We start from the raw sequence: 19,477 nt of genomic DNA on the forward strand, positions 1-19,477 counted from the left end.
GTCGGCAAGTTTAACCCGGATTGTCCCAAGTTAGCAGTTCAGCGTCCGCTTGATTCACCGGTGAGACTTGTTCCCACAGCGGCCACTCCAGCATACTCAAAGCCTTTGCGACAGTAAGGGGAGCACAGGTGGATCTGCCGCTGGTTTATCACCCCGACTACAGCTTTGCTTTCCCGGCACCGCACCGCTTTCCGATGGACAAGTTTGTGCGCCTGCACGATCACCTTAGCGCCACACGCCTATTGCATGCCCAAAACCTGCACCAGCCGGACGCCGCCAGCGACGAACTCTTGCTGCTCGCGCATGATGCCGACTATGTCTCGCGTTTCTGCAACAACGAACTGGACGCTGCCGGGCAGCGCCGCATGGGCCTACCCTGGAGCGAGCACCTGGTGGCTCGAACCAAACGCGCAGTCGGCGGCACCCTGCTGACCGCCGAACTGGCACTGCAACACGGCCTGGCCTGCCACCTGGCCGGGGGCACCCACCACGCGCACTACGACTTTGCCTCAGGTTTTTGCATCTTCAACGACCTGGCCATCACCAGCCGTTACCTGCTGGCGACCGGCAAAGCGCAGCGCGTGCTCATCTTCGACTGCGACGTACACCAAGGCGACGGCACCGCGCGCATTCTGGAAGACGATAGCGATATCATCACCGTCTCAGTGCACTGCGAGAACAACTTTCCAGTCCGCAAGGCGCACAGCGATTGGGATATCCCGCTGCCCCGCCAATTGGGCGATACCGGTTATTTGAAGGTAGTGGCAGACACCCTGGATTATCTGCTGCCGCTGTATCAGCCTGACCTGGTGCTCTATGACGCCGGCGTCGATGTGCACGCTGCCGACGCGCTCGGCCATCTTTCATTGAGCGATGCCGGTATTGCCGCCCGTGACAGCCAGGTGATCAACACCTGCCTGGCACGCGATATTCCGGTATGCGCCGTTATCGGCGGCGGCTACGAAAAGGACCGTGATGCCTTGGCCAAGCGCCACGGCATATTGCACCACAGTGCCGCGCAGATATGGCAGGCTCGTGCTTTGGGGTAAACTGCGCGGCTTGCGATGATCCACTTGCCACCGGGGGCGAAGACTTGAGCCAGCAGACGCCGTATACCGACAGCATCGCCGTAATCGGCGGCGGCCCGGCCGGCCTGATGGCCGCAGAAAGCGTCGCCAATGCCGGTTACCGTGTGGACCTGTTCGATGCCATGCCCTCGGTCGGACGCAAGTTTCTGCTGGCCGGGGTCGGCGGCATGAACATCACGCACTCGGAAGCCAAGCCCGCGTTTACCGCACGTTACCGCGAGGCGGCCCCCTGGGTCAGTGATTGGCTTACCGAACTGGATGCCGACAGCCTGCGAAACTGGATTCACGGGTTGGGCATCGACACCTTCGTGGGCAGTTCCGGCCGTGTATTCCCTACCGATATGAAAGCCGCGCCGCTATTACGCGCCTGGCTGAAACGCTTGCGTGAAGCTGGCGTACACTTGCACACCCGGCACCGCTGGCTGGGCTGGAGCGACGACGGCGCGCTACGCCTGCAAGGACCTGACGGTGAATTTAAAATGCACCCAAAGGCCTGCGTGCTGGCGCTGGGCGGCGGCAGCTGGCAACGGCTGGGTTCCGACGGCGCTTGGGTAAGTCATCTGCGCGACAAGGGCGTGGGGGTGCGCGATCTGGCGCCCAGCAATTGCGGCTTTATCTGCAACTGGAGTCCCTATCTGAGCGAACGCTTTGCCGGCCAACCGCTGAAGCCGGTGATCGCCAGCCTCGCCGATACAGACAACCAGCCGATCAGCCGACGCGGCGAATGCGTCGTCACCCGTGATGGACTGGAGGGTAGCCTGATCTATGCGCTGTCCGCACCGCTGCGCGAGCAATTGCAAACCCAAGGTAAGGCATCACTGACACTGGACCTCGCGCCCGACCGCAGCGAAGCGCAGCTTGCTGCTGCACTGACAGATACCCGCAAGGGTCAATCATTATCCTCGATGCTACGCAAGAAGGCGGGGCTGGATGCGGTGAAGGTGGCGCTGCTGCATGAGCGTTTCGAGAAAAGCCAGCTGTCTACGCCAGGCGATCTGGCCAAAGCGATCAAGCAGTTGCCTGTCACTCTGCATGCCACCCGCCCACTGGATCAGGCGATCAGCAGCGCCGGCGGCGTTGAACAGGCGGCGCTGACGAATGATCTGATGCTAAGAGCGCGACCGGGGACCTTCTGCGCCGGCGAAATGCTGAACTGGGAAGCCCCTACCGGCGGCTATCTGCTCACCGCCTGCTTTGCCAGCGGCAAGCGCGCCGGCGAGGGGGTTATTCGCTGGCTCGCGCCGGCTTGACGCCCGACAGGCGCGGCACCATCCAGCGTTCGAACAGCCGGGGAAACAAACGTGCTATCAGCCGAGCCTGCCAGTCGACGTTCGACAGCACCAACAGGCGCTTGCGCTTGCACGCACCCTGGTAGATGGCGTCTGCGACATCGGCTGGCGAGGCAACCTTGAACGGCAGATTAACCGTTCCCTGATTGATCGAACCATCACCCACCAACGCGTTTTTGCGAATATCCGTGGCGGTAAAGCCAGGGGTCACCAGCATCACGTTGACGCCCTGCTCGCGCACCTCCATGCGCAGGGTCTCGAACAGGCCATGCAACGCATGCTTGCTGGCGTTGTAGGCGCTGCGGTAGAGCAAGGGCGCAAAGCCGGACAGAGAGCTGAGGACGATCACCTGCCCGCCACGCGCCAGCAGACTGGGCAAGGCGTGACGGGTGCAATTTAGCGCGCCAAAGTAGTTCACCGCCATGATCCGCTGAAACACCCCGGCGTCGGTATCGGCAAAGCTGCTGCGATGGGTAATGCCGGCGTTGTTGATCAGCAGATCAATGCCACCGAAGCGCTCGGTGATCTGGCTGATGGCCTCTGCGCACTGCTGGTCGTCGGACACATCGCAATGCAGGGCCATGACATCGGCATTGAGTTTGTCTTCCAGTTGCTGGCGGAAGGCAACCAGCGACTCGTCGTGAATATCCAGTATGGCGATATGAGCGCCCGCCTGAGCAAAGCGCAGGGCCAGGGCCCGTCCGATTCCAGCGCAGCCGCCGGTAATCACCACCACTTTCTGCTGAAAGACTCGCCGGCCCATAGCGCCTCCTTGTTAACCGCTTTCACCTCAGCCTAAAGGCAGCCGAGAATGGCGGCAAGCCCATTGAGAAACGGGCTCAGGGTGCCAGACGCTCACGCAGCCAATGACCGTCCTGCAAACGATAGCGCAGACGGTCGTGCAGACGACTGGCACGGCCCTGCCAGAATTCAATCAGATGCGGCACTACCCGATAGCCGCCCCAGTGCGGAGGACGAGGCGGTTGCTCTTCCGCGTACTGGACTTCCAGCGCAGCCAAGCGCTGCTCCAACACCTCGCGACCGGCAATCACCTGACTCTGCGGCGACGCCCAGGCGCCCAGCCGGCTACCCGCCGGACGACTGTGAAAATACACATCGGACTCTTCATCGCTGACTTTTTCTACCTGCCCTTCGATGCGTACCTGACGCTCCAGGTCATGCCACCAGAAGGTCATGGCCGCCAAGGGCTGTGCCGTCAACTGCTCGCCCTTGGCGCTCTGGTAGTTGGTGAAAAACACAAAGCCGCGCTCGTCAAAGCCCTTGAGCAGCAGGGTGCGCACATGCGGCTGCCCCTGCTCATCCACCGTAGCCAGCATCATGGCGTTGGCCTCGGTGGTTTCGATCTCCACTGCCTGGGCAAACCAGGTAGCGAACAGCAAGTGCGGCTCGTCCGGCGCCTGGGCTTCGGTCAGCCCATCGCGGGTGTAATCACGCCGCAGATCGGCAATGGTCGGTTTCATCAGCATCACTCCTTCAGGCCAGTCGTCTCTAGGCCAAGCCTAGCATTCCCTGTTACAGACACCTTGATCTGCAGCAGTGTTCAGTCCAGCTCGCGCAGGCACTGATAAATCGACTCGCTCAAGGCCAGTGCGCGCGGGTCCATCAGCACGTAGGGGCCCATGGTGTTGGTAACGTAGCCAAAGCCAACCCCTGCCTCGGGGTCACAAAAACCCAACGAGCCGCCCGCGCCCGGGTGGCCAAAGGCCTGCGGACCCATGCCGAACCCACCACCGGGCGTGTTTTGCTCCAGCATCACGCCCAGCCCGAAGCGCGTGGGGCAAAGCAGGGTGCGATCCTGGCCCTGGCTGTGTTCCTGTTGCATCAGGGCAACCAGCTCAGCGTCCAGCAGTTTGACGCCGTCCAGTTCGCCGCCGTGCGCCAGCAGCTGCCAGAAGCGCGCCAGCGAGCGCGCATTGCCGGTGCCGTTGGCGGAGAGGATCTCCGCCTGCTGCCATTCGCGTTTATTGGTACTGGTCATCATGCTGGCCGGGTTGCCAAACGCCTTGGCGGTGAGCCCTTCAGGCTGCCCCATGGCGGCGAACAGGGCGCGGGCGCCCTCGTCGCCGTATTGGTTACGCAGGCGCGAAACATGCGCCACGCGTGCCAGATCCTGATCCGGCACGCCAACGTGAAAGTCCATACCCAGAGGCGCGCAGATATGCTCCTGGATATAGCCGCCGGCCCGCTGACCGCTCAGCCGCGCCAGCGGCTCACCCAGCAGCCAGGCATAGGTCACCGGCGCGTAGCCATGGGCCGTGCCCGGCTGCCACCACGGCGCCTGTTCGGCCAGGGCTTGGCTCATGGCGGCCCAGTCGAAGAGCGCTTCCGGTGGCAGGGGCTTGGCGACGGCAGATAGGCCGGACTGGTGACTGAGCAGCTGGCGCAGACTGATCTGCTGCTTGCCAGCCTGGGCAAACTCGGGCCAGACCTCGGCAATCGGCGTATCCAGCTCGATCTGTCCGGCCGCGACCTGTTGCAATAAGGCCACCGCGCCCAACGGCTTGGTACAGGAGAACACATTGACCAGGGTGTCCTGCTCCCAGACCTGCTGGTTTTCCTTATCCATTACGCCCTGCCAGAGATCCAGCACGGTGTCGCCACCCACAGTGACGCAAAGCGCGGCGCCGCGGGCCTGCTCGTCCTGCTGCTGTTCGGCAAAAATGTCGCGTACCCGCTCGAAGCGGGGATCAAAGTAGCCCTGCACGTTGCTCATGGAAATGGTCCTTGGGTCAGTGTCTTGTTGTATTGCCATTTAATCCTGTGCCGCCATGGAAAGCAGCGACCATAAGGCGCTGCGTCAGAGCAGTATCGAGCAGACTGATGACACTCAGTCGATCTGCTGGCGGAACGGCGGCAGTGCCCTGAGGATCGCCTTGCCATAGCGCTGAGTAACCAGGCGGCGGTCCAAAACGGTGATGGTGCCGGTATCCTGCTCGGTCCGCAGCAATCGTCCGCAGGCTTGAATCAGCCGCAGGCTGGCGTCCGGCACGGCAATCTCCATGAACGGGTTGCCGCCGTTCTTTTCGATCCATTCAGCCAGCGCTGCTTCGACCGGGTCATCGGGTACGGCAAAGGGGATCTTGGCGATCACCACGTGCTCGCAGTACTTGCCGGGCAGATCCACACCCTCGGCAAAGCTGGCCAGACCAAAAATCACACTCTGCTTGCCATCATCCACCGCGCTGCGATGCTGGCGAATCAGTTCCTGCTTGGACAGGTCGCCCTGCACCAGCACGCGCTCGCGGAAGGCCGCCGGCAGACCGGAATACACCTCAAGCATCTGCTTGCGCGAGGAATAGAGCACCAGGCTGCCGCGCTCGTCGGCCAGAATCTCGGGCAGGTGCTCGGTAATGGCCGCCGTGTGGCCGGCACTGTCACGCGGATCGGCGCCGTGGTTTGGCACGTGCAATAGTCCGGCTTCAGCGTGCTTGAAGGGGCTCGGTGCCAGGGTACACACGGCGCTTTTCGGCAGGCCGGCACGATGGCTGAAACGGTCGAACTTGCCCAGCGCGGTCAGTGTGGCAGAGGTAGCCAACGCAGCAAAGGCGCTGTGCCAGAGGTACTGGCGCAAGGTATCGGCGGCGAGTATCGGGCTCACGTGGACTTCAATGTCATTCGTCTCGGTCAGGGTCAGCCAGCGCGCCGTCGGCGGCCTGCCCTCCGGATCCTGCAAACAGAACTGGGTCCATAGCGTCCAGTTGGCTTCCGCGCGCGCCAGCAAGGCACCAAACAGCGGATACCACTCCTCAGCCTGGGACTCCGAGACGCCTACGGTTGCCTCGCCATCCATCGCCTCTTTCAGCATGTCGACCATGCGCTGCAGCAAATCGGTGATGCGGCCAAACCCGGCCTTGAGCTCCAGCCCCATCTCGACCAGCTCTTCCGGCACTACACCATGCTCAAAGCGGTGCTGGGGGCGCACATTGCCGCGCAGGTCTTCTGCGCTGGAGAAATCCGCGACATCACCCATCGCCTGCTGCATGAACTGCTGATGCGGCTTCAGTTCACGCGCCTCCAACGGCACTTTTTCCAGCACCCGGCCCAGTTCACCGGGCAACGGATGCTGGGCCAGCAGCTTGCTCAGATTCTTGTCGAGTTGCTCCAGCCAGTCGGCGGTCGCGTGCAGACGGGTATTGTGGGCAAAGTGCGAAATCGCCTTGTCGGGCAGGTGGTGCGCTTCGTCGAAGATGTACAGGCAATCGCGCGGGTCGGGCAGAATGGCGCCACCGCCCAGTGCCAGATCGGCCAGTACCAGATCGTGATTGGTCACAATCACATCCACCTTTTGCACACCTTCACGCGCCTTGTAGAACACACATTGCTGAAAGTGCCCGCAGCGGCGGTTGCTGCACTGAATGTGATCGGTGGTCAGGCGTGACCAGTCCTGATCCTCCAGCGCTTCAGGCCAGGAATCGCGCTCGCCGTCCCACTTGTTGCCGCCCAGAGCTTCAACCATGCGGGTATAGAGCTTGAGGCCGGCCTCATCGACATCCAGCTTGAAGCCGTCGTCGGCAAAGATCTGCTGCTGGTCGGCCATCGACTGGTTTTCCCGCAGCAGGTTATCGAGTTTGGACAGACACACATAGCGTCCCCGCCCCTTGGCCAGCGAGAAGCCGAATTGCAGTCCGGCGTTGCGTTGAATATCGGGCAGATCCTTGAGTACGATCTGCTCCTGCAGCGCGACCGTGGCGGTGGAGATCACCAACGGCTTGCCCAGATGCTTGGCAATCGGAATGGCCGCCAGACAGTAGGCCACGGTCTTGCCGGTACCGGTGCCCGCCTCGATGACCGCGACCGCCGGGTCGCCATCGCGATGGCCGTCGTCATCCAGCTTGACGCCGCCAAACAGCTTGGCCACCTCGGCAATCATCACCCGCTGGCCGTAGCGCGGCTTGAGGGATTTGTTCTCGAGAAAGGTGCGGTAGGCCGTTTGAATCTGGCCTTTGAGTTCATCGTTCAGCATGCGGGCTCCGGGCTAGCCGGCGATGATAACATTGAACCGTCCGGCAACCGACTGCCATCAGGCTTGCATCCGCCGGCAACTCGCTCTAGCCTCCGGCTGATCATTTGCCCGCCCACCCGAGGAGCCCCATGACGGCTACCCCCAACGCCACCCTGCTGAGTATTCTTGAGCATTATCAGCCTGCCCGTCTGCTCTGCGTCAGCCAATCAAGGGTTCCCGCGATAGAGGCTTACTGCGCTGCCCACCCGGCTACCCAGTTGGTCACCAGCGATCAGGCTCCCCTGCAAGCGGAGGTGGCCAACCAGCGCTATGATCTGGCGATCATTGCCGACCAGCTGGAGCATTTGCCACAACGCACCGGCATTGAACTGCTCGCCGGCCTGCGCAACCTGTCGGCCAGCCGGCTGGCGGTACTGGTTGATCTGGTGCAGGCAGCCGACTGGCAGGAAAACGATTTTTTCGCCCTCGCCCTGCAACGGCGCGCCAGCTTCACCGACACTGATGACAATCGCACCCTGTCGCTCTATACCTATGATTTGGCGGACTACAAACAGGTACCGGATTGGCTCAATTCCAAGTACTGGGCCAACCCCGAGATGTTCGACAAGTACTGGTGGTAAGCATGCACAAGATGATCAGCGCCCAGGACGCTTGCCCCTGCGGCCGCGCCCAGAGCTACGCCGACTGCTGCCAGCCATTGCACCATGGCAAGTCCGCAGAAAGCGCCGAACGCCTGATGCGCTCACGCTATAGTGCTTACACCCTGGGCTTGATTGACTACCTGGTCGGCACCACTCTGCCCGCCCAGCAAGCGCTGCTGGAAATCGAGCAGATGCGCCTGTGGAGCGAGCAGAGTCAGTGGCTGAGCTTGAGCGTTGAGCAGGTGGCAGACGGCGCCGGCAGCGACCGTGCCCAGGTCACCTTTGTGGCGCGCTGGGCCGACCCCGATGGCAGCCAGCAAAGTCACCGGGAATGTTCGGACTTCAAACGCATTGGCGAGCGCTGGTACTTTGTGGATCCCAACCACCCGATCCGGGCTGGCCGTAACGAGCCCTGCCCGTGCGGGTCGGGGCGCAAGTTCAAGCAATGCTGCGCGCCCTAGGCGGTTGCGCCGTCAGTCATCCTGCAATTTGAGGTGGTCGGTATTGGGTACCACCTCTGGCAGATCGCGTTTCAGCTCACCCATATCACTGCCCACCGGTGCCAGGCTCAGTGCACTGAGATCAATCGGTAGCGGTACAGGCGCCTCGTAGTCGTCCTGCATATCCGCACCCAATGGGGCAATATCGAAGTCGGGCGCTTCTACGTCGACAAAGGCAGCCATGTATTCGTCACGTGGCACTACCTTGCCTGCCCCCTTGGCTGCGGCAGCAGGTGTGGGTGCGGGTTCTGTTGCTGGCTGCGCAGTGCTGGCAGGCGCCGTCTGCGCAGGCTCCATCAACTCGATACTGCAAAGCGCGCCAGCCCGTTCGATGGCCGCACGGTACTTGGCCGCCGCCGCCTCATCCAGGCCCTGCTTGATCACAATACGGCGCCCGGAAAACAGCATATCCAGCTGCTCGCCCGCCAACTGAAAAAGTTGGCCAATGCGCGCGTGCGCCTGCTCTTGGGGCACACCCGGTTGCACCTGTCCTTGAAAAACAATCTCGAAACGGGCCATCTTGTCACTCCCTGTACGTCAATTAGGGTTAGTATGGTCCGAGGCAAGCTGATCGACAACTCCACATATAAGTCAGCCTGTATCGATCGCGGAGGGGGGAGACAATGAAGTCGCGTGTGCTGGGATCGCTGGTGCTGATGTCCTGCCTGCTGCTGCACGGTTGTGCCATGTTCATGCCGTCTTACAGCAAACCGGATGTCAGTCTGGCCAACGTAGAAATGCTCAAGTCCAATCTGTGGGAGCAGTCTTTCCGTCTGCAGCTGCGGGTCGATAACCCCAACAGCAAGTCGCTGCCGATTCGCGGCATGCAGTACAAGGTTTATCTGAACGACATGCGCTTGGCCACAGGCGTCAGCAACAATGTCTTTGACGTACCGGCCTATGGCTCGGAAACATTTGAACTGGAAGTACGCTCAAACCTCTGGCGGCATCTTGCCGACCTGGTCAAGCTGGTAGAAAAGCAGCAGTCCGTTAGCTACCGCATTGAAGGCCATATCAGCACCGGGCTGTTCCTTGCGCCCAACATCAATCTGAAAGAAGAAGGGACGCTGGATCCCTCGCAACTGAGTTTCTGACACCTATGCACCTATATCACTGGCTGCTGCTTGGCGGCCTGCTCATTATCGCCGCCCTGGCCGGTTATGCCTGGTACCTCTGGCGCCGCGTATGGCGTCAGCGTGCCGACCAACAGGCCCAGCAGGATCAGCGTAACGCTCGGCTGGCTGGCGACATCCAGTTCATTGCGCAAAGCCTGGTCAACGGCCAAGTGCCGATGATCGAAGGCTCGATTCGCCTGAAGGTGCTGCTGGATAATTATGCGGGGCCGCGTCGCGAAGGTCTGTCGCTGGACATATTTACGGAGGTCTACGATCAGACTGCCCACATCCCCACCCACGAGGCCTGGAAGCAGCTAAGCGCAGCAGAGCGAAAACTGCATTTGCGCCTGATGGACACCATCGAGCGTGACCATCAGCAACAGGTACAACAAGCCTCACGCCAACTGGCTGACGGCCTGCACTGAATGACACGGGCGGCATTGCGCCGCCCGGCCTGCTTCAGACTACCGAGTTACCACCATCGACGGCCAATGCCTGACCACTAACGTGGCGTGACGCCTCGCTGGCGAGGAACACGGCCGCGCCCTTGATGTCCTCTTCACCGCCAATGCGACCCAGCGGCGTGCCCTGCTTGATCAGCTCGGTGACCTTCTCCAGACCTTTGGCCAGCTTGGTCGGGAAGTAACCGGGGCAGATGGCGTTGACGTTGATATTGTAAGGCCCCCACTCGCCGGCCAGCGCGCGCGTCAGGTTGATCGCAGCCGCCTTGGAGGTGTTGTATGCAACTGTGTGAATGCCGGAATTGGCGCGATTACCCTTGAAGCCGGCAATCGAGGCAATGTTGATAATCTTGCCGGACTGGCGCGGAATCATGAAACGACGCGCGACTTCCTGAGCAACCAGGAAGCAGACATCCACGTTCAGCGTCATCACCTTCTGCCAACCTTCATAGCTGTGCTCTTCAGCCGGCTGACCCCAAGTGGTACCGGCGTTGTTGACCAGCACGTCCACGGTGCCAAAGGCCGCTTCGGCAGCATCAACCAGCGTCTTTACCGGATTGGTGTCCAATTTGCCCAGATCGCAGGCCACACCGGCAGCTTCGATACCCTGGGACTTCAGCTCGGCAACCACGGCGTCGATTTCTGCCGCATTACGTGCACTGATAAACACTTTGGCGCCCTGCTCGCCGAAGGCTTCCGCCATCTGCAGGCCCAGGCCCTTGGTGCCACCAGTGATCAGTGCGACCTTGCCGGTCATGTCGAACAGTTGCTTGACGCTCATGGAATATCCTCTTGTGTCGTTATGGATGACAATTCAACCTGGGCATAATAGACACCCGAGGGGTGCAGGCCGACCATCAGTGATCCGGGTGATATGCCGCCCCACACAGGTGTTATCATGCGCGCCTTTACCAACCTGGACCCCTGCCATGGCCGAGCACGACTTCAGACGCACTGCCTTCAACCCCTCTCACACCCTGATCGAGTGCCGCACATTGGGCGCAGGCCTGTTTCAGGTCACCGGTCAGGGCGGCGGCGTACAACCCGGTGATCGGCTGATCTGCACGGTCAAGGGTAGTCGGGATCTGCCGCTGCGCCTGACCGTGGACAAGGTTCGCTACCTGATCAATCCAGCCGGTCAGTGGACTGCCACCGCCAAAGGTCCTGATCTGCGCGGCCAATCGGTGCTGGGCTGGTCGATTACCTGTGATCAATGCGCACGCGAACAGGCCTTCGAGTTTCTGGCGGCAGAGCGCGATGACCTGCCGGCACGCACGCAGAAAGCTGTCACACGCATTGCCGAGCTGGGCTGGCAGCCGCAGGGTGAGAACCACCTGTGTCCTGCCTGCGCGCGCCAGCAGAACAACAGCTAAAACAGCGCCAGCTGCTCCCCCATGGGCGAGTGTGCGTTATCCAGGCGTACTCCCACGCCGATCAGCCGCACCGCGCGACCGCCGCGAGCGTAGGCCTGCCTGCACAGCTCAGCATACCCCTCCGGCGTAACCGGCGCGCCCGCCTGCTCCAGGGTGGTCTGGGTAAAGTCGTGAAACTTGAGTTTAATGAAGGGTTTGCTCACCCGATAGACGCTGTCCAGCCGCCCTAGCCGCTCGGCCAACTTGTCGAGCAGCGGCGGTAATGCCGCCAGACAGGCGTCCAGGTCCGGCAGATCGTGCTCGTAGGTATGCTCCACACTGACCGACTGGCGTTTGCTTTCCACAACCACTGGCCGGTCATCGATGCCGCGGGCCAGCTGCCACAACCGCTCGCCAAAACTGCCAAACTCGCGCGCCAGGTCCTGCTTGCGCCACGGCCGCAGCTCACTGCACACATCAATGCCCACGCGCTTCAGCCGCTCCGCCGTGACCTTACCTACACCGTGCAGCTTGGTGACCGGTAAATCACGCACAAAGGCTTCTACCTCGTGCGGCAGAATCACCTTGAGACCGTCGGGTTTGTTCCAGTCGCTGGCGATTTTGGCGAGAAACTTGTTTGGCGCGACCCCGGCAGACACGGTTATACCCTGAGTGGCCTGCACACGCTGACGAATTTCCTTGGCGATCAGCGTCGCGCTGCCGCGGCAGGCCTCTGCATCAGTGACATCAAGGTAGGCCTCATCCAGCGACAGCGGTTGAATGAGTTCGGTGTAGTCGGCAAAAATCGCCTGAATCGCCGCCGACACTTCTCGGTAGACCGACATCCGCCCCGGCACGATCAAAAGGTCCGGGCACAAGCGTTTGGCGTAGGCAGAGGCCATGGCTGAATGCACGCCGTAGGCGCGAGCCTCATAGTTGCAGGTAGAGATTACCCCGCGCTTGCCGGGATCACCGCCAACCGCCAGAGGGCGGCCGCGCAGACGGGGGTCGTCGCGCATTTCTATGGCGGCGTAGAAGCAATCACAATCGACATGGATAATCTTGCGCACAGCACACTGCACCAGCTCGCAACAGGGAGGCTGCCAGTGTAACCGATCAGGCGGTCATAACCCGATTCCGGCCTGCACCCTTGCCCTCATAAAGACCCTGATCGGCGCGCTTGATGACTGCCTCAATAGTCTCGTCTCCTGTGAACACCTGAGTCACACCAAAAGTCGCAGTCAATTTGATATCCCCCGCCGCAGACGGCAGCGGCGTGATCTCCAGCTCCTGCCGCAGGCGACTGATCACCGCTACCGCCTGTTCAAGATCGGTATCGGGCAGAATCAGTACAAACTCCTCGCCGCCAAAACGCCCCACCACATCCGACTGGCGCAACAGGTTGCTGAACAGGTCGGCGGTGTGCCGCAACGCCAGATCGCCTATGTCGTGCCCGTAGGTATCGTTGATTCGCTTGAAGTGATCCAGGTCCGCGACGCAGAGACAGATGTACTTGTGCTGCCGGCTGCAACGCTCGCGCTCACGGTTGAACAGCATTTCATACTGGCGACGGTTGAACAGGCCGGTCAAGGGATCCGTGGTGGCCTGGCGTTTGAGTTCTTCCTCCAGCGCTTCGCGGCGCTTTATCTCGTTCTGCAGATTGCGATTGATGGAGGTGACCTGCTGGTATAGCGCGTACTGCTGCCGCTGTCCCGCTTGCAGCCGCAACGTGAAGAAAAAGCCCACCACCGTCGGCAACCCAAGAATAAAAAACAGTCCTGTGAGTTCAGCGGCGCCAAAGCCATTCAACCAGACGGAGTACATCATGCCGCTGATGCCAAAAGCCGCGGTTGCCGTGGACAGGTAGACCCGATTGGGGATAAAGACGTACAAGCTGAGAATCATCATCGCGGCCACGCCGATAACCCAGCTGACAATGTCGTGACGGATAAAATAAAGAAAGAAGAAGAGCACAAACCCAAAGATCTCGATCGCAGTAACGGCATAACCATCACTTGCCAGTGAGGGCTTGCGTTTGAGCTTTAACGCCAGCACCAGCAGCGCTGCGACTGTGGCCAAGCGCAAACCGGCAAGAATGCCCAGTTCAACACTCATCCCCAGTGCCGGATAGTCCAGCAACCCAAAAAGCAGTAGCAGTACCATCCAGACAACCAGACCTCTGCGCAGGTTGCGCGCGGTCGACGCCTCCGTGTGCTGACGATAGGCCTGTTCAGTGTGAGGATCAGAGAACTCACCACGCCATGCTGATATCTGATACGTAGGCTGTGTCGTTTCCACGTGAGCTGTTTACCTGTTCTGCGATACGGCTTTGGCCGTTTTATTATTCTGCGTCTCAACTGCAAGACAGCGATTTTGCCCAAAGGGCAGAGTAAGTCAAATCCGCAATGATGTCATTATGACGTCAAATAAACCTGATCCCTTTTGCCACCTCCCGACCGATAAAACAGACGCCAGCCGTCAATAAAAAAATCTTTTCTCTTCAATCGCTTGACAGAAAACTTTCTGCCAGTAGAATGGCCACCTCTGACGCGGGGTGGAGCAGTCTGGTAGCTCGTCGGGCTCATAACCCGAAGGTCGTAGGTTCAAATCCTGCCCCCGCAACCATCATTACAGCCCGAGGCCCCGACTGCTATTTGCAGGGCGGGGCCTCTTGCTATCTGGGCCCATACTTCGCGGCCTTTCAGTTCGATATCGACCCTTCCCAGAATGTCACCTGCAGCCTTTCTCGCTTCCCGCGGGCTGGACTCTAGCGCTGTGCCCAGATTCATCAGCAGAGCTTTGAATGTGCTGCGCACGTCGATCATTGGTGCGTCTGCTGCTTCCTGGTGGGCGATCTCGTTCTCGATGGTGCGCAGCTCGCGCTCCGCGTGGCGGATCCGCTGTTCGATCGGGGCTGACATGCCCAGCCGGGCGATCGCATCTACCAGCCTGTCGATCTCTGCCTGGATCTCGTCACGGCGGTCTGCCAGGGAGCTGGTCGGGTCTGTCTCTCTGGCGGCCTCAAGGCGTTCGGCTACCAGGATCTCGAACAGCTGTGCGGCGTCGTCTGACAATAGCTCTGAACGTATTGCGCCGAGCAGGCGCTTTTCTGCTCGAGCACGGCCAACAGTGAAGCCCTTGCAGACAGTGGCGCCGCGATCATGGCCACGTGAGCAGCCATAACGGGTGCTGCCGAACGATGTGAGCGGCCCTTCACAATGAGGGCAGCGCAGGATCCCGCTGAGCAATGCCGAGGGTGGCCGCTTGGATTGCTTGTGGCCGTTTGCCGCTCTGCCTTCATCTATACGGGCGCGGGCCTTGGCCCAGGTGATGTCGTCGATGATGCGCAGATCCGGGAGATTGCTCTCGCGCCACTCGTGCCGTGGCCGATCGATGCGCTGCCGCTTGCCGGTGTCGGGATCCTTGATCCACTGCGATCGGTTCCAGATGTAGTTGCCTATGTACAGAGTGTTGTTAACCAGGCCGGATCCTTTGACTGGGCTGCCGTACAGCGTCGAAACCGCCCAGCTGTTACCCCTGGGCGACTGGACACCCTTCTCGTTGAGCTCGTACACGATCTGCCGGTATGGCCTGCCTTTGATCACCTGGGCGAAGATCCAGCGTACCCAGTGCGCCTCGAGCTCGTTGATCACATAGCGGCTGCCGTGGTCATCCTTGACGATGTCGTACCCGTAGGACTTGCCGCCGGCAATGTAGCCGCGGTCAACCTGGCCGTGCAGGCCGCGCTGGGTTTTGTGGCGCAGGTCGTCGAGATAGAGCTCGTTGATCAGGCCACGCACGCCGCGCATCACCTTGCGGCCGGAATGCTGGGAATCGTAGCCATCGGACACACACACGATGCGGATCCCGCGGTGCTCGAATCGGCGGACGATGGATTCCTGCTCGACCTGGTCGCGTGACAGGCGATCGAGTGATTCCAGAATCAGGATATCGAAGCGGCCGGCCAGCGCATCGGCCAACAGCCCTTTGCCCCCTGGGCGGCTGCTGACCTGACTGGATCCGGAAATTGCGGTGTCGGTATGGGTTGCCACCACCAGCCAGTCTTCACGCTGGGCGTGTTGCTGGCAGATGGCGACCTGGTCACTGAGGGAGGTTTCGCTCTGCTTGTCGGAGCTGTACCGCGCGTAGATTGTTGCTCTCATTATTTCTATCGCTCTGGTTGGCCGTTTGGGCCAGCCAGCGATCGACCGCTACGTCTGCGAGTAGCGACAGCAACTGGATCTGGCCCGGAGTAAGTCGGGACATGATAGCTGCTTTGCTTTTCATCCAGAGCCACCGTCGGTCATCCACTCACGCCGGCGCGCCCACTGCCGGCGCATTTCATCCACCAGGTTGGTGATGTTGGCCTGCGAACGGCCCTTCTCTTTCAGCAGCTCGCGCAGCTGCTCGATGCCGGCGGCGTTGTTGTAGCCTTTCTTCAGCCAGGTCTGTGCTTCGAGCTCGAACATTTGCTGCTTGATGGGCTTCACGCCCGGATCCACCATCATGGCTTGCGCTCCAGCATCTTCTGGTTGTGCACCACCTCGATCAGGCGCTGGCCGTTGGGCAGCATCAGGTCTGGCATGAATGCCTCCTCGAAGGTACGCACGCCGCAGGCCACGGCGGTGACCTGTGCCTTGATCCAGTCGCGCAGCAGCGAGCAAACCGCGCCCTGGGCAACGTCCATGGCCTTCTTGTTCCAGCCGTCTTTGTCCAGTTGCCGGCGTGATGACCAGGGGTTCTCCTTGAGCCAGAGGCTGGCGTATCCACCCCAGCTGACCTTCATCAGCACATCGCGGCCCTGATAGCTGAACTGCACGATGGTTTCCTGCCGGCCTTTGTCCTGCATTGATCCGAAGCGATCGCAACCGAAGTGATCCAGCGTTTTCTGGATATCGTCGAAGGCGCGGGTACCGGCCTTGGCGTCTTGATATGGCAAGGGCATCAGACCACCTCCGAATTAGTGTAAAGATCGAGAGGCTTCAGCTTGAACCGCTCCCTGGCCCAAGCGACGGCCACCTCCGGGGCGCATAAGTGACCGTGGACCTTGCGATGTAAATTCATGCATCCGCACTCCCGGAGCGTCACTTCCTTTGCGCCGGCTTTGACCGCCAACGCCCGCTTTGAAAGGGCGATATCGTAATGACTGCCGCTGGTTGACTCCGGGGATTGCCACCAACGACGGCTGACACCGATCGCATCTGCCATCTGGTGCAGTTCCTCCTCGGTGTCAGCGATCATGTGGCACATGATCAATCGTCCGAAACGGGCCTTCATATTGTCGACGTAGACAGCCATCAGACCACCTCCGGTTGTGCGATCCAGTGGGTGTAAAAGCCCTTGGCCCAGACGGCGGTGTACAGCAGCGACAGGGTAAAGATCCCCCACTGCTCAGCGGTGACCGAGGCGTAGAACCAGAAAGGCTGGCTGATCAGGCCGAAGACACTGGCCCAGCGGCGGCTATCTCGGCGTTTGTCCTGTGTGAGGTAGATGGCGATCAGGCTGAATAGGGTAATGCCGATTTGGGTGATCATGGTTTGGCACCTTTGTGGGCTAGCCTATGCGCCTCGGCTTCATCCTTGCTGGCCAGTTCGAACAGTGGGTGACGGTTTCCGTCGGGAGTGACCACTTCGAACTCATGCATCTGGAAAAGACCGCCCAGCGTCCAGTTACAGCCGTGATTCTTGCCTTTCTCTTTAGAAGGGCCACCCTTGCCGGTGAATCGGCCAACGCAGGAAAAACCAGCGTACTTACTCACTGCCTCGTAATCTTCACCCGCTCCGGCCGCGATCAAATCATTGCCGCTTTGCAGCGTTCCACACATCGGGCACTTGTAAACTACCTCTACCGATGAAGGCGATTGTGCCTTAGCTGCATTGCGCACCTCTTCTAGCGTCATGGTAAGCATCATGCCCCTGCCCTCCGGTACCGCTGCTGGCGGATCTTTGAGCACTTTGGGTGGTGGCGGGTTCTGCGGGATTCGCCGCAGACGTCGCAGATCACTGGAATGTGCATGACGACCTTGTCTGCCGGCGTTGCTGCTTGTTGAGTGCGGGTCATGGTTGGTTACCTCCTGCGCAGTATTGGCAGCCGGTTATTTCGTCTGTCTCGGATTTGAGGGCGCTGCACTTGGGGCAGCGGTGGGGGTTGGGATCGACCTGGTCGCTGTCCAGGGCGTCGATATCGTCGGCGCAGCCGCGTACCAGTGCCCAGACGACGAAGAAGCCGCAGAGCAACAGCAGGCCGATCACTGTCAGCAGGTTGGCGTTATTCATTGGGCATCCTCGACGGCACATGGTCGGTCAGCATCTTAAAGACGTCATTCCCGACCATCATGGTCATCGGGGGCAGCATGGGGTTGCTCATTACTTGAAAGCCGTTAAATTTCACCCCCGTCGAGGTGGCGCGCTCTGGGCTGGCGATCTTTGGCTTTGCATCGCTTACACCCAGTGTTCTGCGGATCTCGTCAAGACGCACCTGGTGCGCCAAGTTATCGCGCAGAAGCTCGTGCAGCAGCTTGGTGGTTTTGCCGTAGGCGCGGCCACCGGTGGTGATGGTTACGGGCTTCGGCTCTTCGTCCAACAGGCGCTTGACAGCTTCGAGTTGGTCCATGGCGTTGGCATACATGGCGCGGAGGTCGCCGGCGGGGATGTTCAGCAGGTCGGCGTTATTCATTGGGCACCTCACTCATGCTCTGATTCTTCGCCTCACGCGCCGCGAGATACTCGGTTGCGGTCAGTTCTTCGGCCCCTTCGATCCAGCCGTAGCTGGGCTGCTTCGCTGCGCGCTTGCGCTCGTCCTCGGTCTGGTTCATTGGGAAGCCCAGGTGGAAGTAGGCGGTGCCGTTGAGCTCGAACATCACGCCGCCACACATCATGACGCTGCCGTTGTTCACGCCCAGCTGATCCCAGACGTCGAGCCTGTCTACCCTCGGCGGGTAGTGGTCGCGCCAGAGTTCGATTAGCCGCTGGTGCTCGGCACGGATCGCGGCTGACTGCTCTTTCGGGGTGCCTTTCGGGATCACGGCCTTTGAGCGGAGCTTTCGGTACCCGTGGTCGCAAGGCCGCGTCCAGTGGGGGCTGGGGTCTGACAGGCCGCTGATCTTGATACCGCCCACAAAGTGCCGGCTCAGATCCACCATGGTCACTGCTGAGCCACCGAACCGCAGACCGAAACGAACTGCTTGGCTTCTCATCTCTGTGAGCCTGCGGTCGTAGTCGGTGACGATGCCCACGACAGCAGGCGATTTGGACTTGAAATAGTAGGAATCAGACATTGGCCACCTCCTCTACCCGGTATCGCTTGATGTGCGCGCTGCTGGTACTCTCTAGCGCGCTGCTGCTTTGATCTTCATGCGTTTGCATGGGGTTCTCTCCTTGTGTAGTAGCGGGCCCCGGGGAGTTGCCGCTCCCTGGGGCTTTTTTGTTTCAGGCCCTGGCTTCTTCCAGCGCCTGCAATGCTTCTTCTAGCGAATCCATGGCCGTGCCCATCTGCTCGGTGGCCATCTCCATCGCTTGGCCGCGCTCACCCTCCTGTAGGCTTTCGGGTAGGTTGTCGAAAGCGGCCTGCTCTTCGTCCTTGGCTGTCTCGATCTCGTCGCGCAGCTCCTGCAGCTGGTCTGCGATGTCGGTCAGTTGCCTGCGGCGGGCCTTGTTCATGACCGCTTCCCCCAGCGCGCTTTGAATTGCTCCCAGATCTGGTGGCCACCGACGACGAGCTCGTGCACTTCCTGCTCTGGCGCGTAGTCCATGGCGAGCACGCACAGGCAGTACTGGTGCAGGTCGTAGTCGATGCAGCGCAGGCTGGAAGGGTCCAGCGGGTAGGCGCGGCCGTTGTAAAGGCTGAGCAGGAACCGGCCGATGTGCGCGCTCTGGCCGGTATTGCCCTGGGCGACCTTCACCAGGCGCACCAAGGCGGGCAGGCCGAGCTCGCGGGCCTGCGTCTTGCGCTGTTCCATGGCGGCTATCTCGGCGTAGATGGTGGCCGTTCTGGCGTATTTCTGGGCCTTGGTTAGGGGCTCATCGGGTATGTATTGCATGGGGTTCTC

Annotated in this window: 26 protein-coding genes and 1 tRNA gene; 8 read left to right on the forward strand and 19 right to left on the reverse strand. The window is 60.7% G+C overall.

From position 1 onward, the window contains the following. The first annotated feature begins 128 nt into the window (after positions 1 to 128). Positions 129 to 1,049 (forward strand): histone deacetylase family protein, encoded by a 921-nt coding sequence (locus V7747_RS01285; protein ID WP_335614250.1) that lies wholly within the window; start codon positions 129 to 131, stop codon positions 1,047 to 1,049. Positions 1,050 to 1,093: 44 nt separating this feature from the next. Further along, positions 1,094 to 2,338 carry a TIGR03862 family flavoprotein gene (locus V7747_RS01290; RefSeq protein WP_335614251.1) on the forward strand — a complete coding sequence of 415 codons (1,245 nt, stop codon included), beginning with the start codon at positions 1,094 to 1,096 and terminating at the stop codon, positions 2,336 to 2,338. Here V7747_RS01290 and V7747_RS01295 read toward each other — a convergent pair. The 4 genes from V7747_RS01295 to dinG form a co-directional block, all read right to left on the reverse strand. Beyond that, positions 2,313 to 3,140: an SDR family oxidoreductase gene (locus V7747_RS01295; protein WP_335614252.1), complete on the reverse strand. Its 828-nt coding sequence runs from the start codon at positions 3,138 to 3,140 to the stop codon at positions 2,313 to 2,315. The two genes, V7747_RS01290 and V7747_RS01295, sit on opposite strands and share 26 nt — an antisense overlap. Positions 3,141 to 3,216: 76 nt before the next feature. Further along, on the reverse strand, positions 3,217 to 3,858 hold the full coding sequence (gene pdxH / locus V7747_RS01300; protein ID WP_335614253.1) for a pyridoxamine 5'-phosphate oxidase: 642 nt from the start codon (positions 3,856 to 3,858) through the stop codon (positions 3,217 to 3,219). 80 nt (positions 3,859 to 3,938) lie between these two features. Then, complete coding sequence (locus V7747_RS01305) at positions 3,939 to 5,111, reverse strand: serine hydrolase domain-containing protein (protein ID WP_335614254.1); 1,173 nt, start codon at positions 5,109 to 5,111, stop codon at positions 3,939 to 3,941. Positions 5,112 to 5,225: 114 nt separating this feature from the next. Next, positions 5,226 to 7,361, reverse strand: a complete 2,136-nt coding sequence (dinG, locus tag V7747_RS01310; RefSeq protein WP_335614255.1) for an ATP-dependent DNA helicase DinG — start codon at positions 7,359 to 7,361, stop codon at positions 5,226 to 5,228. Positions 7,362 to 7,489: 128 nt separating this feature from the next. Here dinG and V7747_RS01315 point away from each other — a divergent pair, with 128 nt between their 5' ends. Both V7747_RS01315 and V7747_RS01320 read left to right on the forward strand, forming a co-directional pair. After that, a complete protein-coding gene (locus tag V7747_RS01315) occupies positions 7,490 to 7,981 on the forward strand; it encodes a DUF6231 family protein (protein WP_335614256.1) in 492 nt (163 codons plus the stop codon). 11 nt (positions 7,982 to 7,992) lie between these two features. After that, positions 7,993 to 8,463 (forward strand): YchJ family protein, encoded by a 471-nt coding sequence (locus V7747_RS01320; RefSeq protein ID WP_442909167.1) that lies wholly within the window; start codon positions 7,993 to 7,995, stop codon positions 8,461 to 8,463. A gap of 12 nt (positions 8,464 to 8,475) precedes the next feature. On the opposite strand, the gene V7747_RS01325 is transcribed toward V7747_RS01320, so the two are convergent. Continuing rightward, positions 8,476 to 9,021, reverse strand: coding sequence for a hypothetical protein (locus V7747_RS01325; protein ID WP_335614258.1), 546 nt, complete (start codon positions 9,019 to 9,021; stop codon positions 8,476 to 8,478). 104 nt (positions 9,022 to 9,125) lie between these two features. Between V7747_RS01325 and V7747_RS01330 the strand changes: the two genes are divergently transcribed. Both V7747_RS01330 and V7747_RS01335 read left to right on the forward strand, forming a co-directional pair. Beyond that, on the forward strand, positions 9,126 to 9,596 hold the full coding sequence (locus V7747_RS01330) for an LEA type 2 family protein (RefSeq protein WP_335614259.1): 471 nt from the start codon (positions 9,126 to 9,128) through the stop codon (positions 9,594 to 9,596). A 5-nt stretch (positions 9,597 to 9,601) separates the two neighbouring features. After that, complete coding sequence (locus V7747_RS01335; RefSeq protein ID WP_335614260.1) at positions 9,602 to 10,042, forward strand: DUF2489 domain-containing protein; 441 nt, start codon at positions 9,602 to 9,604, stop codon at positions 10,040 to 10,042. Positions 10,043 to 10,076: 34 nt separating this feature from the next. Here the strand turns inward: V7747_RS01335 and V7747_RS01340 are convergent, their stop codons facing one another. Next, positions 10,077 to 10,859, reverse strand: coding sequence for an SDR family oxidoreductase (locus tag V7747_RS01340; protein ID WP_335614261.1), 783 nt, complete (start codon positions 10,857 to 10,859; stop codon positions 10,077 to 10,079). Positions 10,860 to 11,007: 148 nt separating this feature from the next. On the opposite strand from V7747_RS01340, the gene V7747_RS01345 reads away from it, so the two are divergent. After that, positions 11,008 to 11,451 (forward strand): hypothetical protein, encoded by a 444-nt coding sequence (locus V7747_RS01345; protein WP_335614262.1) that lies wholly within the window; start codon positions 11,008 to 11,010, stop codon positions 11,449 to 11,451. Here the strand turns inward: V7747_RS01345 and dinB are convergent. Then, positions 11,448 to 12,500, reverse strand: coding sequence for a DNA polymerase IV (gene dinB, locus V7747_RS01350; RefSeq protein WP_335614263.1), 1,053 nt, complete (start codon positions 12,498 to 12,500; stop codon positions 11,448 to 11,450). The genes V7747_RS01345 and dinB overlap by 4 nt on opposite strands. 46 nt (positions 12,501 to 12,546) lie before the next feature. Next, complete coding sequence (locus V7747_RS01355; protein WP_335614264.1) at positions 12,547 to 13,593, reverse strand: GGDEF domain-containing protein; 1,047 nt, start codon at positions 13,591 to 13,593, stop codon at positions 12,547 to 12,549. 385 nt (positions 13,594 to 13,978) lie between these two features. On the opposite strand from V7747_RS01355, the gene V7747_RS01360 reads away from it, so the two are divergent. Next, positions 13,979 to 14,055 (forward strand) — tRNA-Met (locus tag V7747_RS01360). Here the strand turns inward: V7747_RS01360 and V7747_RS01365 are convergent. From V7747_RS01365 to V7747_RS01415, 11 genes are all read right to left on the reverse strand, one after another. Then, positions 14,034 to 15,593, reverse strand: a complete 1,560-nt coding sequence (locus V7747_RS01365) for a recombinase family protein (RefSeq protein ID WP_335614265.1) — start codon at positions 15,591 to 15,593, stop codon at positions 14,034 to 14,036. The two genes, V7747_RS01360 and V7747_RS01365, sit on opposite strands and share 22 nt — an antisense overlap. A gap of 120 nt (positions 15,594 to 15,713) precedes the next feature. Continuing rightward, complete coding sequence (locus tag V7747_RS01370; protein WP_335614266.1) at positions 15,714 to 15,938, reverse strand: hypothetical protein; 225 nt, start codon at positions 15,936 to 15,938, stop codon at positions 15,714 to 15,716. Beyond that, entirely contained in the window at positions 15,935 to 16,375 is a 441-nt protein-coding gene (locus tag V7747_RS01375; protein ID WP_335614267.1) for a hypothetical protein, read from the reverse strand. Before V7747_RS01375 ends, V7747_RS01370 begins: the two co-directional genes overlap by 4 nt. Then, positions 16,375 to 16,728 carry a DUF4031 domain-containing protein gene (locus V7747_RS01380; RefSeq protein WP_335614268.1) on the reverse strand — a complete coding sequence of 118 codons (354 nt, stop codon included), beginning with the start codon at positions 16,726 to 16,728 and terminating at the stop codon, positions 16,375 to 16,377. Before V7747_RS01380 ends, V7747_RS01375 begins: the two co-directional genes overlap by 1 nt. Continuing rightward, the gene (locus V7747_RS01385; RefSeq protein ID WP_335614269.1) at positions 16,728 to 16,964 is read right to left on the reverse strand and encodes a hypothetical protein; all 237 of its coding nucleotides are present in this window, start codon (positions 16,962 to 16,964) and stop codon (positions 16,728 to 16,730) included. The genes V7747_RS01380 and V7747_RS01385 overlap by 1 nt, the downstream gene beginning before the upstream one ends. Continuing rightward, positions 16,961 to 17,341 (reverse strand): VVA0879 family protein, encoded by a 381-nt coding sequence (locus V7747_RS01390; RefSeq protein WP_335614270.1) that lies wholly within the window; start codon positions 17,339 to 17,341, stop codon positions 16,961 to 16,963. The genes V7747_RS01385 and V7747_RS01390 overlap by 4 nt, the downstream gene beginning before the upstream one ends. A gap of 145 nt (positions 17,342 to 17,486) precedes the next feature. After that, positions 17,487 to 17,705, reverse strand: coding sequence for a hypothetical protein (locus V7747_RS01395; protein WP_335614271.1), 219 nt, complete (start codon positions 17,703 to 17,705; stop codon positions 17,487 to 17,489). Further along, complete coding sequence (locus tag V7747_RS01400; protein WP_335614272.1) at positions 17,698 to 18,105, reverse strand: hypothetical protein; 408 nt, start codon at positions 18,103 to 18,105, stop codon at positions 17,698 to 17,700. Before V7747_RS01400 ends, V7747_RS01395 begins: the two co-directional genes overlap by 8 nt. Beyond that, positions 18,098 to 18,706: a hypothetical protein gene (locus tag V7747_RS01405; protein WP_335614273.1), complete on the reverse strand. Its 609-nt coding sequence runs from the start codon at positions 18,704 to 18,706 to the stop codon at positions 18,098 to 18,100. Before V7747_RS01405 ends, V7747_RS01400 begins: the two co-directional genes overlap by 8 nt. Positions 18,707 to 18,857: 151 nt before the next feature. Continuing rightward, complete coding sequence (locus tag V7747_RS01410; RefSeq protein ID WP_335614274.1) at positions 18,858 to 19,088, reverse strand: hypothetical protein; 231 nt, start codon at positions 19,086 to 19,088, stop codon at positions 18,858 to 18,860. Then, positions 19,085 to 19,468, reverse strand: coding sequence for a DUF7673 family protein (locus V7747_RS01415; RefSeq protein WP_335614275.1), 384 nt, complete (start codon positions 19,466 to 19,468; stop codon positions 19,085 to 19,087). Before V7747_RS01415 ends, V7747_RS01410 begins: the two co-directional genes overlap by 4 nt. Positions 19,469 to 19,477 lie beyond the last annotated feature (9 nt).

The sequence above is a fragment of the Halopseudomonas sp. genome, assembly GCF_036960865.1.
Classification (GTDB): domain Bacteria; phylum Pseudomonadota; class Gammaproteobacteria; order Pseudomonadales; family Pseudomonadaceae; genus Halopseudomonas.

What these genes read in the sequence shown, in the direction of transcription:
- V7747_RS01365 (WP_335614265.1), bottom strand. Translation starts at nt 15,593, where the DNA reads ATGAGAGCAACAATCTACGCGCGGTACAGCTCCGACAAGCAGAGCGAA.
- V7747_RS01335 (WP_335614260.1), top strand. Translation starts at nt 9,602, where the DNA reads ATGCACCTATATCACTGGCTGCTGCTTGGCGGCCTGCTCATTATCGCC.
- V7747_RS01340 (WP_335614261.1), bottom strand. Translation starts at nt 10,859, where the DNA reads ATGAGCGTCAAGCAACTGTTCGACATGACCGGCAAGGTCGCACTGATC.
- V7747_RS01355 (WP_335614264.1), bottom strand. Translation starts at nt 13,593, where the DNA reads ATGGTACTGCTACTGCTTTTTGGGTTGCTGGACTATCCGGCACTGGGG.
- V7747_RS01385 (WP_335614269.1), bottom strand. Translation starts at nt 16,964, where the DNA reads ATGATCACCCAAATCGGCATTACCCTATTCAGCCTGATCGCCATCTAC.
- V7747_RS01405 (WP_335614273.1), bottom strand. Translation starts at nt 18,706, where the DNA reads ATGTCTGATTCCTACTATTTCAAGTCCAAATCGCCTGCTGTCGTGGGC.
- V7747_RS01400 (WP_335614272.1), bottom strand. Translation starts at nt 18,105, where the DNA reads ATGAATAACGCCGACCTGCTGAACATCCCCGCCGGCGACCTCCGCGCC.
- dinG (WP_335614255.1), bottom strand. Translation starts at nt 7,361, where the DNA reads ATGCTGAACGATGAACTCAAAGGCCAGATTCAAACGGCCTACCGCACC.
- V7747_RS01390 (WP_335614270.1), bottom strand. Translation starts at nt 17,341, where the DNA reads ATGATGCTTACCATGACGCTAGAAGAGGTGCGCAATGCAGCTAAGGCA.
- pdxH (WP_335614253.1), bottom strand. Translation starts at nt 3,858, where the DNA reads ATGAAACCGACCATTGCCGATCTGCGGCGTGATTACACCCGCGATGGG.
- V7747_RS01395 (WP_335614271.1), bottom strand. Translation starts at nt 17,705, where the DNA reads ATGAATAACGCCAACCTGCTGACAGTGATCGGCCTGCTGTTGCTCTGC.
- V7747_RS01330 (WP_335614259.1), top strand. Translation starts at nt 9,126, where the DNA reads ATGAAGTCGCGTGTGCTGGGATCGCTGGTGCTGATGTCCTGCCTGCTG.
- V7747_RS01415 (WP_335614275.1), bottom strand. Translation starts at nt 19,468, where the DNA reads ATGCAATACATACCCGATGAGCCCCTAACCAAGGCCCAGAAATACGCC.
- V7747_RS01410 (WP_335614274.1), bottom strand. Translation starts at nt 19,088, where the DNA reads ATGAACAAGGCCCGCCGCAGGCAACTGACCGACATCGCAGACCAGCTG.
- V7747_RS01370 (WP_335614266.1), bottom strand. Translation starts at nt 15,938, where the DNA reads ATGATGGTGGATCCGGGCGTGAAGCCCATCAAGCAGCAAATGTTCGAG.
- V7747_RS01315 (WP_335614256.1), top strand. Translation starts at nt 7,490, where the DNA reads ATGACGGCTACCCCCAACGCCACCCTGCTGAGTATTCTTGAGCATTAT.
- V7747_RS01345 (WP_335614262.1), top strand. Translation starts at nt 11,008, where the DNA reads ATGGCCGAGCACGACTTCAGACGCACTGCCTTCAACCCCTCTCACACC.
- V7747_RS01320 (WP_442909167.1), top strand. Translation starts at nt 7,993, where the DNA reads ATGATCAGCGCCCAGGACGCTTGCCCCTGCGGCCGCGCCCAGAGCTAC.
- V7747_RS01375 (WP_335614267.1), bottom strand. Translation starts at nt 16,375, where the DNA reads ATGCCCTTGCCATATCAAGACGCCAAGGCCGGTACCCGCGCCTTCGAC.
- V7747_RS01295 (WP_335614252.1), bottom strand. Translation starts at nt 3,140, where the DNA reads ATGGGCCGGCGAGTCTTTCAGCAGAAAGTGGTGGTGATTACCGGCGGC.
- V7747_RS01380 (WP_335614268.1), bottom strand. Translation starts at nt 16,728, where the DNA reads ATGGCTGTCTACGTCGACAATATGAAGGCCCGTTTCGGACGATTGATC.
- V7747_RS01325 (WP_335614258.1), bottom strand. Translation starts at nt 9,021, where the DNA reads ATGGCCCGTTTCGAGATTGTTTTTCAAGGACAGGTGCAACCGGGTGTG.
- V7747_RS01305 (WP_335614254.1), bottom strand. Translation starts at nt 5,111, where the DNA reads ATGAGCAACGTGCAGGGCTACTTTGATCCCCGCTTCGAGCGGGTACGC.